12 protein-coding genes are annotated in these 9,884 nt (G+C 63.1%); 3 read left to right on the top strand and 9 right to left on the bottom strand.

Annotated elements, in window-relative coordinates; genetic code table 11:
* Positions 1-89: 89 nt before the first annotated feature.
* Entirely contained in the window at positions 90-1,589 is a 1,500-nt protein-coding gene (gene mctP / locus WCB02_RS05785; RefSeq protein WP_423956880.1) for a monocarboxylate uptake permease MctP, read from the top strand.
* Between the two features lie 26 nt (positions 1,590-1,615).
* Here the strand turns inward: mctP and WCB02_RS05780 are convergent, their stop codons facing one another.
* From WCB02_RS05780 to WCB02_RS05765, 4 genes are all read right to left on the bottom strand, one after another.
* Positions 1,616-2,401: a fumarylacetoacetate hydrolase family protein gene (locus tag WCB02_RS05780; protein ID WP_423956879.1), complete on the bottom strand. Its 786-nt coding sequence runs from the start codon at positions 2,399-2,401 to the stop codon at positions 1,616-1,618.
* Positions 2,402-2,411: 10 nt separating this feature from the next.
* Positions 2,412-3,779, bottom strand: a complete 1,368-nt coding sequence (locus WCB02_RS05775) for an LLM class flavin-dependent oxidoreductase (RefSeq protein ID WP_423956878.1) — start codon at positions 3,777-3,779, stop codon at positions 2,412-2,414.
* Between the two features lie 23 nt (positions 3,780-3,802).
* Positions 3,803-4,855, bottom strand: a complete 1,053-nt coding sequence (locus WCB02_RS05770) for an Ldh family oxidoreductase (protein WP_423956877.1) — start codon at positions 4,853-4,855, stop codon at positions 3,803-3,805.
* Positions 4,856-5,064: 209 nt separating this feature from the next.
* A complete protein-coding gene (locus WCB02_RS05765; RefSeq protein ID WP_423956876.1) occupies positions 5,065-5,538 on the bottom strand; it encodes a cupin domain-containing protein in 474 nt (157 codons plus the stop codon).
* A 259-nt stretch (positions 5,539-5,797) separates the two neighbouring features.
* Here WCB02_RS05765 and WCB02_RS05760 point away from each other — a divergent pair, with 259 nt between their 5' ends.
* On the top strand, positions 5,798-6,430 hold the full coding sequence (locus WCB02_RS05760) for a 3-keto-disaccharide hydrolase (RefSeq protein ID WP_423956875.1): 633 nt from the start codon (positions 5,798-5,800) through the stop codon (positions 6,428-6,430).
* Positions 6,431-6,555: 125 nt separating this feature from the next.
* Here WCB02_RS05760 and WCB02_RS05755 read toward each other — a convergent pair whose 3' ends face one another.
* From WCB02_RS05755 to WCB02_RS05735, 5 genes are all read right to left on the bottom strand, one after another.
* Positions 6,556-7,503 carry a DUF5996 family protein gene (locus tag WCB02_RS05755; protein WP_423956874.1) on the bottom strand — a complete coding sequence of 316 codons (948 nt, stop codon included), beginning with the start codon at positions 7,501-7,503 and terminating at the stop codon, positions 6,556-6,558.
* 101 nt (positions 7,504-7,604) lie between these two features.
* Positions 7,605-7,796, bottom strand: coding sequence for a hypothetical protein (locus tag WCB02_RS05750; protein WP_423956873.1), 192 nt, complete (start codon positions 7,794-7,796; stop codon positions 7,605-7,607).
* Positions 7,797-7,880: 84 nt separating this feature from the next.
* A complete protein-coding gene (locus WCB02_RS05745) occupies positions 7,881-8,012 on the bottom strand; it encodes a hypothetical protein (protein WP_423956872.1) in 132 nt (43 codons plus the stop codon).
* Between the two features lie 106 nt (positions 8,013-8,118).
* Positions 8,119-8,718: an NAD(P)H:quinone oxidoreductase gene (gene wrbA / locus WCB02_RS05740; protein WP_423956871.1), complete on the bottom strand. Its 600-nt coding sequence runs from the start codon at positions 8,716-8,718 to the stop codon at positions 8,119-8,121.
* Between the two features lie 151 nt (positions 8,719-8,869).
* Positions 8,870-9,568 carry a pirin family protein gene (locus WCB02_RS05735; RefSeq protein WP_423956870.1) on the bottom strand — a complete coding sequence of 233 codons (699 nt, stop codon included), beginning with the start codon at positions 9,566-9,568 and terminating at the stop codon, positions 8,870-8,872.
* A 125-nt stretch (positions 9,569-9,693) separates the two neighbouring features.
* On the opposite strand from WCB02_RS05735, the gene WCB02_RS05730 reads away from it, so the two are divergent.
* Positions 9,694-9,884, top strand: a 191-nt coding sequence (locus WCB02_RS05730) for a helix-turn-helix domain-containing protein (protein ID WP_423956869.1), incomplete at its 3' end; no start/stop codon positions are given.

Below are 9,884 nucleotides of genomic sequence, written 5' to 3'. Positions count from 1 at the left end.
GGCCTGGGTGCCGATCACCTCGTTCCTGATCTGGCTGGTCTATCGCAGCCGTCCGCACGACGAAGCGCAGTGAGCCGAGGCGTATCATCATGACCGGTCAGATCGAATGGCTTGCGCTCTCGGTTTTCATCTTTTTCTTCGTCCTCGTCACCATGATGGGCTTTTTCGCCTCGCGCTGGAAATCCGGCGCCGTCCCGGAGCATCTTGACGAATGGGGCCTGGGCGGCCGGCAATTCGGCATCTGGATCACCTGGTTTCTGATCGGCGGCGATTTCTACACCGCCTATACCGTGATCGCAGTGCCGGCTCTGGTCTACGCCGTCGGCGCCTACGGCTTCTTCGCGCTGCCCTATACCATCGTCGTCTATCCGCTGGTGTTCTTGATCATGCCTGTGCTGTGGAAGGTGGCGCATGCCAACGGCTATGTCACCGCCGCCGACGTCGTCCACGGCACTTACCGCTCGCGGGGGCTCGAACTCGCGGTCGCCATGACCGGTATGGTCGCGACCATGCCCTATATCGCGCTGCAACTGGTCGGGATGGGCGCGGTCATCAAGACCATGGGGCTGGCCGGCGAATGGCCGATCGTCGCCGCCTTTGTCATCCTGGCGCTCTACACCTATAGCTCGGGTCTGCGTGCGCCGGCGCTGATCGCCTTCGTCAAGGACATCATGATCTATATCGTGGTGCTGACGGCGGTGGTGGTGGTCCCGGCCAAGCTCGGCGGCTATGGCGCGGTGTTTGCCGCCGCGGGCGAGGCCTTCGCCGCCAAGGGCGGCGCCACCGGCCTGACCCTGAAGCCGGCGCAGATGCTGCCTTATGCGACGCTGGCGCTGGGTTCGGCGCTTGCGGCCTTCATGTATCCGCACACGCTGACCGGAGTGTTCGCCGCGAAATCCGCCGACACCATCCGCAAGAACGCCATCCTGCTGCCGGCCTACACGCTGCTGCTCGGACTGATCGCGCTGCTCGGCTACATGGCCTATGCGGCGGGCATCAAGGTGACCTCGCCGAACGACGTGGTGCCGGTGCTGTTCAAGACGCTGTTCCCGTCCTGGTTCGCGGGCTTTGCCTTCGCTGCGATCGCGATCGGCGCGCTGGTGCCGGCCGCGGTGATGAGCATCGGCGCCGCCAATCTGTTCACCCGCAACGTCTGGAAGTCCTATGTCAATCCCGCCATCACGAATGCCGGCGAGGCGTCCGTCGCCAAGATCACCTCGCTGATCGTCAAGGTCGGCGCGCTCGCCTTCACGCTGTTCCTGCCGGTGCAATATGCGCTCGACCTGCAGCTGCTCGGCGGCCTCTGGATCCTGCAGACCTTTCCCGCGCTGGTGTTCGGGTTGGTGACGCGCTGGTTCCGGGCCGAAGCCCTGTTGCTCGGCTGGGCCGCCGGCATTTCCTGGGGATCCTGGACGGCTTGGAGCAATGGGTTGAAGCCGCTTGCCACCTTGAGCTTCGGCGATGTCAGCTACACCTTCTATGTCGGGCTTGGCGCGCTGATCCTCAATGTCTTGGTGGCTGTCGTCGCGACCGTCATTGTCGGCCTGATCTCGCCGAATCCGAACAGCGCTATGGCTCAATCCCGATAATGCACGGCCGAATAGCGGCTCATGCCTCACCGTTGCTCTCTGACGAACCGGTTGCGCAGCGTCCCGATGCCGGTGATGTCGATCTCGACCACGTCGCCGTCCTTGATGTCAGGTGAGGCGCCGTCGGTGCCCATCCAGATCACGTCGCCCGGCCACAGCGTGAAATATTTGGTCAGTTCGACGATGAACGGCACCACGCCGAAGATCATGTCGTTGGTGTGGAAGCGGCCGGTCTGTTTGCCGTTGAGCTTGATGATGGTCTCCATCTTGTCGAGATCGGCGTCGGTCTCGATCCACGGTCCCATCGGCTTGAAAGTGTCGGCGTTCTTGGAACGCCACAGGCTGCGGTCGGCCTTCTGCCAAGTCCGCTCGCTGACATCGTTGCCGATGGTGTAGCCGAACACGCAGCTCATCGCGTCCGCCTCGGTCAGATGTTTTGCCTTCTTGCCGATGACGACGACCAGCTCGCCCTCGTAGTGGATCTTCTCGGTCGCGCTCGCCGGGATCACCACGTCCTCGTCATGGGCGATCAGCGCGTTCTGCGCGCGATAGCCGATCTCGGGCCGGTCAGGGATGTTTGGCACCGTGCCCGCCTTGTCGGCGGCTTCCTTCAGATGCTTCAGATAGTTCAGGCCGACGCAATAGAACGTGCGGGGGATCAGCGGCAGCTCGACCTTGACGTCCTTCAGGGCGTGGCTCTGCTCGGTCTTGCGCCATTCGCCAAAGGGATCGCCGTCGACAGCGATCACGTTGTCGCCTTCGACGAGGCCCCACGACGTCTTGTTGCCTGTCGTGAATTTGAGCCACCGCATGTGTTTTTCCTTATTCCGCCGCGGCGCGCGCCGCGAGTTTCCAGGCGCCGGCCGCAGGCCGCTTCAGCCCAAGATTTTCGCGCAGCGTCCGGCCGGTATAGTCGCTGTGGAACAGGCCGCGGCGCTGCAATTCCGGCACAACGTGCTGGACGAAGTCGGCATAGGACCCCGGCACATAGGTCGCCGCAATCACAAAACCGTCGCAGCCGCGTCCGGTGAACATCTCTTCCAGCCGGTCGGCGATCTCCTTCGGTCCGCCGACGATCGCGTCCTGGGTCTGGCCGCGGCCGGAGAAGGTGATGAAATCACGCGTCGACGGGTTGGCTTTCCCCGAAGTTTTGAGCACGCCATCGCGGATGCCGAGCATGCCCTGCATGCCCTGCAATTCGTCTGACGTGAGCGGTTCATCGATGCCCTTGGCGCCGAAATCGAAGTTGAGGCCTTCGGCCAGCAGCGACAGCGCATCGATCTCGAGCGGCAGCTTTTGGATCAGCGCCATCTTGTCCTCGGCTTCGGACCTGGTCGCGGCGCAGACCGGCGTCACCAGATTGCACAGGAACATCTGGTCGGGATCGCGGCCGGCTTTCGCGGCCTCGTTGCGGATCGCGTCATAGCCCTGCCTGGCGTTGGCGAGATTGCGCGCGGCGGTGAAGATCACCTCGCCCCAGCGTCCCGCGAAGCGCTGGCCGCGGCCCGAGGAGCCGGCCTGGATCACCACGGGATGGCCCTGCTGCGAACGCGGTACCGTGAACGGTCCGCGCGATTTGAAGAATGGCCCGTCATGGTCGAGCCGCTTCACCTTGGTCGGATCGGCGAAGCGTCCGCTCGTCTTGTCGATCAGCAACGCGCCGTCTTCCCAGGAATCCCAGTGGCCGAGCACGACTTCCATGAACTCGTCGGCGCGGTCGTAGCGCGGATCGTGATCCAGATGATGCTCGCGCCCCATGTTGAGTGCTTCGCCGTCGTTCACCGAGGTGACGACGTTCCAGGCGGCGCGGCCGTTCGTCATGAGATCGAGGGTGGCGAACCGGCGCGCCACGTCGAACGGCTCGAAATAGGTGGTCGAGCAGGTCGAGGCCAGCCCGAGCTTCTCCGTGACCATGCCCATCGTGGTCAAGACCACGATCGGATCCATCTTGACGCAGCGGATGCCGTATTCGACGGTATGGGCGTGATCGTTGCCGTAGCGGTCGGGCATGGCGAGGCGATCGTCGAAGAACGCCATGTGAAACTTGCCGGCTTCAAGGATTCGGGCGATTTCCTGGTAGTAGTCCGCGGACATTGAGTCATCGCGCGACTGCGGATGCCGCCATGAGCTCGGCAGGTTGGTGCAGTTCTGCGCCTGCAGGAAGCCGACCATCGCCATTTGCCGTGACATGCTGCTCTCCCGTTATTTTTTTCTTAGGCGAGGTCGAGTTCGGCGCCGAGTTTGTAGTCGGCGGCGAGCGCGCGCAACTTCTCCCAGGTCGCGTCCTCGATCTCGATGCCATTCTTGCGGCGTTCCTGCTCGCGCAGAAATTCGACCTCGCCGGGATAGAACACGCCGCGCGAGCCTTCTGATGGCGGCGTCGATTTCAGGTAACGGGCGAACTCGCCGACCTCCTTCTTGAAGTCTTGCAAGGGGCGGAACGCCGCCACGTTGAACACCGCCATGAAGCACCCGTCATTGTGCCGGCCGGTCGGCTCGACGCCGAAGCCGAGCCCGGTGAGCAGTCCGCACAGCACTTCGACCATCGCGGCCAGCCCGCTGCCTTTGTATCCCTCGGTGCCGCCTAGCGGCAGCAGCGCGCCACCCTTGCGATATTGCGTCGGATCGGTGGTGTGACGGCCCTCGGCGTCGATGATCCACCCCTGCGGAATCTCCTCGCCGCGGGCAACGGCAAGTTGAATCTTGCCGGCCGCGACCGCCGAGGTCGCCATGTCCAGATAGAACGGCGCCTCGAGGTCGGAGGGTACCGCGATCGAGATTGGGTTGGTCCCGAGCCGCGCCTCGCGGCCGCCGAACGGGGCGACGTGCTTCGGCGAGCGGCCGGAATCGGCGGTCGCGATCCCGATCATGCCTTCGCGCATCGCCATCATCGGGTAGGCGGCGAGCCGCCCGACATGGCTCTGGCGAAATACGGTGCAGGCCGCGACATTGGCGGTCCTGGCCTTCTCGATCGTCAGCGCCATCGCCCTGGCGTTGACGTGGAAGCCGAACCCCCAATGGCCGTCGATCACGGTCGTGGTGGACGATTCCTGGACGATAGTCCAGGCCGCGCCGGGCACGATATGGCCGGCCATGACGCGGTCGATATAGGTCGGAATTGCGATTACGCCGTGGGAATCGTGGCCGGCGAGGTTGGCATTGACGCAGCCGATGGCGACCGCATCGGCTTCCTCCTTCGAGGCGCCGGCAGCCTGAAGCAACGCGGCGCCAATGCGCGTGAGACGATCGGCCTGGACGATCGGCATGGTGTTTCCTCTGGAAATGGCCCGGGCGAGACGGGTCTTGCTTTGCCGCGATTGGCCTTCATGGTCTCAAAGCGATGCCATGAGGGCAAGGGGCAACGCTGCGAAAACCGCCGATGGCGGTCGCGGCAATAACGCATGACGAATTTCCGTCATGCGGCATTGAGCAGCTGTGCCGAGGCGACGCCGTCGCCTGGCTTATCTTTCTCGGGCTATTTCTCTTCCGCCACCAGCGTCGATGTCGCCGGGCCTTGGCCCATGATCAGCAGCACGGCATCCTCGTCCTTGGCGCCGTCCCAGTGCACCTGCTTGCCGTAATGCGTGACAAAGCTGCCGGCCGGCATCGGAACCGTGCCATGCTCGGGGTCGAACTTCGTGCCCGACCCGACCCACCAGGTGCCCTGCAGCACCACGATGTAGCGATCGTTGGGGTGGAAATGCGGATGGCTGAAATGATTGCCCTTGGTCCACCTGGTATAGACCATGTAGAAGCCCGGCTTGCTCGGATCGCCGAGCACGACGGCGTTCTGGCCGCCGCGCGCATCGACCGGACCCCACGGGATCTGGTCAGGCAATTTGTAGACCACGGCCGCGGGATTGAGCTCGGCCGCAGCGCCGATGCTCAGGGTCGCGGCAAACAAGGCGGGCAGCGCGAGATAGCGCCAGAGCCGGCGAGCGGCCTTCATGGTGTCCTCCAACGGATCGGCTTGCAGCGCCGGAATACCTCGGCGCATTGGTGTTATGTTAACCGGGAGCATTCTGTCTGAGCAAGACGCCCGCGAACAAGGTTTTGGCGATCCGACGACGCAACCGCAGCATCGAAACCGCACTTGCGAATCCGGCTTTGTAAGCCACGCTTGCAAAGCCACCCTTGTAAATCGACCCTTGTCTTGGGCCACGCTTTGCTATCGTGTAGGTTCAAGAAAAAAATCAGGAGGGCTCTTCATGCGATACACTTCGAGGACATTTGCCGGCACCCTTGTCACGACGCTTGTCGCCACCCTTGCGACGGGCGTTTTGATCGGTGCGGCCGCCGAGAGCGATGGCTGGGTCACGCTGCTGGACTCCTCGAACAAGGGCGACTGGAACAAGGGCGACTGGAACGAGGTCGGCAAGGCCAATTGGGAGATGAAGGACGGCGCCGTCACCGCCGACAAACTTCTCGAAGGCAAGGACCCCGCTTATCTCGTTGCCAAGACGGCCTACAAGGATTTTCAGATCAGGGCCGAGTTCTGGGTCGACGAGGAAGCCAACAGCGGCGTCTTCCTTCGCTGCGAGGATCCGCACAAGATCGGTGCCAAGACCTGCTACGAGGTCAACATCTACGACAAGCGGCCCGACCCAAGCTACGGCACCGGCGCGATCGTCAATGTCGCCAAGGTCAATCCGATGCCGAAGGCCGCCGGCAAATGGAACACCTATGAAATCACTGCGCAGGGCCCGCATCTCATCGTCGTCCTGAATGGCGAGAAGACCGTGGACGTTCAGGACTCGACCCATCTCAACGCCGGCCCATTCGCGCTGCAATATGCCTCTGGCATAGTGAAATTCCGCAAGGTGCAGATCAAGCCGCTGTAACGGGAGCCGCGGACACGGTGGACGATGTCCGTTGAATTGACCAAGGCGGTGAGCTGGCGTGGTGCGCCGCCATCAGCGGCCGGCATTCGCCGCGCGTTGGGCAAGCCGTCGTCGCGCGACGATTATCAGATCGCCCGCACCACGCCGGGCCTGCCCGGCGCGCATTCCAGCGCGTCGCGGTCCCATTTCGCGGCGTCGGCGGCGGCGTCATAAGTGCTCTGCAGGAAGTCGAGCAGCGCCTGGTCCGGATCGGCCCGGTTGCGCATGGCGTCGTAAGGCAAAATGAATTCGCCGAGCGGCTCGCTGAAGAACGCCGCTTCGGGGCGGACCTTGGCCGCACGAAAGCCGGCCGGCTCCGGATAGGCGTAGGAATAGAACGCGGGATAGTCGATCGCGCCGCTGCCCGGCCAGAATCCGGCGCTGCTCACCTCGTGCGAATAGGCCTCGCAGGCGACCGCATCGGACAAATGCGGCACGCCGCCGGGATGGCGGGGTGCGCGCCGTCCGGAAAACCGGGTCACCGCGAGATCAAAACTGCCCCAGAAGAAATGCACCGGGCTTGCCTTCCCGAGGAAGCCGGTGCGGAACTGCTTGAACACGCGGTCGGCATTGACAAGGATCTGGAAGAAGCGCGACACGGCGTCCGCGTCGTAGGAGGCATGCTTGGCGTCTTGGGAGAAACGGATCGGATCCGGCAATTCGTTTGGCATCTCGTCAATTGTGATGGCAATACCGAGTTCGGTGAGCGCGGCCATCACCGCTTGGTAGAAGCTCGCGACTGAATGGCCCGCCAGCGCGAACTGCCGCGCTTCGCCCTCGCTGGTCGAGATCCGCAGCACATGGTCGATGAAGTCGAACGCAATCTCGAAACTGCACCCGCCATCGGGGATCGGCGAAGTCGAAAGTCCGCGTGCGGTGACGTAAAGCGTCACATGCCAGGAATGGTTCAGCCAGGGTGCACGCGAAAGCCTGATCTTGCCGATGATCTGGGTGAACAGGTGCAGCGTCGCGTAGCTGTCACGCCACGCCGCGATCGGCAATTCGGGCCATGGATTCTGTGAGATGCGGCTCATCGGGCTGTTCCTGACAGGACAAGGCCGGGCGATCCGGCCCGGCCTTTATAAGCGAATACGAAGGCATTGGGATGCCCGCGCCAATTGTGCTCGTCTGGCTGTTACTTCTGCTTTTTCTTGCCGTCCTTGCCGAAGGCGGCGTCGACTTCGTCCTCCTTGATACGGGCAGCGGGATTTCCAGGCTGGCCGAGATTTTGCTCTTCGGTGCCATCGCCCATCATGCCTGGATGGGACGTCGCGGGCTTTGTCTTGGAAGGCTTCGGCTCAGTCTTGGGCTCAGACTTGTTGGTCATGACGAACTCTCCACGCGCGGATGCGCTCGGCCTAACGTGGCAACCACCGGCCGGTTCGAATAGACGGTTCCAAAGCCGGTCGGATCACGAAGCCGTGCATTCCCGGCAGCGGCGCTGGCCGCGCGTGGCGCGGAACAGGCTGCGGCAGTACCAGCGGGGCGCCATCGCCTGGAGCGGATTGCGGGCCAGTTGAGTAAACATCAGAATTTCGAGCATCGCGGTGTCTGTCGTCCTCTGGTCAACAAATAGGGCGGCATTCGCTTCGGAGAATGCCGCCCTCGATCGTATCAGCCATGCAGTCGGTTCGCGGTCAGCCGCGCAGTTAGCCGTGAAGCTTCTTGGCGGTCTCGGCGATCACGCGCCCCTGATAGCGTGCGCCGGCGAGCTCGTTGACGCTGGGCTGGCGGCTACCGTCGCCGCCGGTGATGGTGGTCGCGCCATAGGGCGAGCCGCCGGTGACGTCGTTGAGCTCCATCTGGCCGGAAAACCCGTAGTTCAGGCCCACGATGGTCATGCCGAAATGCAGCAGGTTGGTGATGATCGAGAACAGGGTCGTCTCCTGGCCGCCATGCTGGGTGGCGGTCGAGGTGAAGGCGCCCCCCACCTTGCCGTGCAGGGCACCCTTGGCCCAGAGCCCGCCGGCCTGATCGAGGAAATTCGCCATCTGCGAGGCCATCCGGCCGAACCTTGTGCCAGTGCCGACGATGATGGCGTCATAGTCCGCGAGCTCATCGATCTTGGCGACCGGCGCGGCCTGATCGATCTTGTAGTACGAGGCTTTCGCGACCTCGAGCGGCACCAGCTCGGGCACGCGCTTGATGTCGACAGTGGCGCCGGCCTCGCGCGCGCCTTCGGCAACGGCATTGGCCATCGCCTCGATATGGCCGTAGGCGGAGTAGTAGAGAACGAGAACTTTGGTCATGGGCAGTCTCCGTGGGGGATTGATGTGAGGCTCGGGTTTTCTTTTAGAGGCTGTCATTGCCCGGCTTGACCCGCCTGCCGGGCCGCAGCCCCACAGGCGGGTCAAGCCCGCGCATGACGATTGTTGGGTAGGAGGGCTCTTTCCTCAGCACTCAAGCTGCATCCACAAGCACCAGCTCGGAATCTTCCAGTGCGATGATCTTCAGCGTGTCCTCGTCGCGGATCGCGGCGCCGTCGCGGGCATTGACCCGCACGCCGTTGACCTCGACGCTGCCTGCCGCCGGGACCAGATAGAGGCTACGTGTCCTTCCGGCGCTGTATTCCGCGCTTTCGCCGGCCTTCAGCGTGGTGGCGAGCACCTTTGCATCGGCGCGGATCGGCAGGGCCTCGCCATCGCCTGCAAAACCACTGGCGATGGTGACGAGCTTGCCGGAGCGGTTCGCCTTCGGGAACGGTTTTGAGCCCCAGGTCGGCGCACCACCCTGGGTGGTCGGCTGGATCCAGATCTGGAAGATTTTTGTCTTGGTCGGCTCCAGATTGTACTCGGAGTGACGGATGCCGCTGCCGGCGCTCATCACCTGCACGTCCCCTGCTTCGGTGCGGCCCTTGTTGCCAAGGCTGTCCTGATGGGTGATTGCGCCCTCGCGTACATAGGTGATGATTTCCATGTTGGCGTGGGGGTGAGCTGGAAAGCCGGTGTTCGGCGCGATCTCGTCGTCATTCCAGACGCGCAAGGCGCCGTGGCCCATATTGCTGGGATCATAGTAGTTGGCGAATGAGAAGTGATGCTTGGCCTTGAGCCAGCCGTGATCGGCGCCGCCGAGCCGGTTGAAGGGTTTGAGTTCGATCATGTCCAATTCCCCGGATTGAGTTGGGATTGTTTGCTTGACCCTCTGGATAAGCATTCGGCTTTATTACATAAATAGAAACTATGGAAACTCATTGTTTCCAATTGTTGTCTCTTGGAGCCGTCATGATGACAAAGCTTCCCGATTTCGAGGCGCTCGCCATTTTCGCGAAAGTCGTCGAACTGCGCTCCTTCGCGGCGGCCGCGGCCGAACTGGCGCTGTCGAAAGCGACGGTGTCGAAAGCGGTTTCCAGGCTGGAGGAACGGCTGGGCGCCCGGCTATTCAACCGCACCTCGCGCCGGCTCGCCTTGACCGATGC

It is taken from the genome of Bradyrhizobium sp., assembly GCF_049581145.1.
Lineage (GTDB): Bacteria > Pseudomonadota > Alphaproteobacteria > Rhizobiales > Xanthobacteraceae > Bradyrhizobium.
This window is presented reverse-complemented; position numbering and strand designations above follow the sequence as displayed.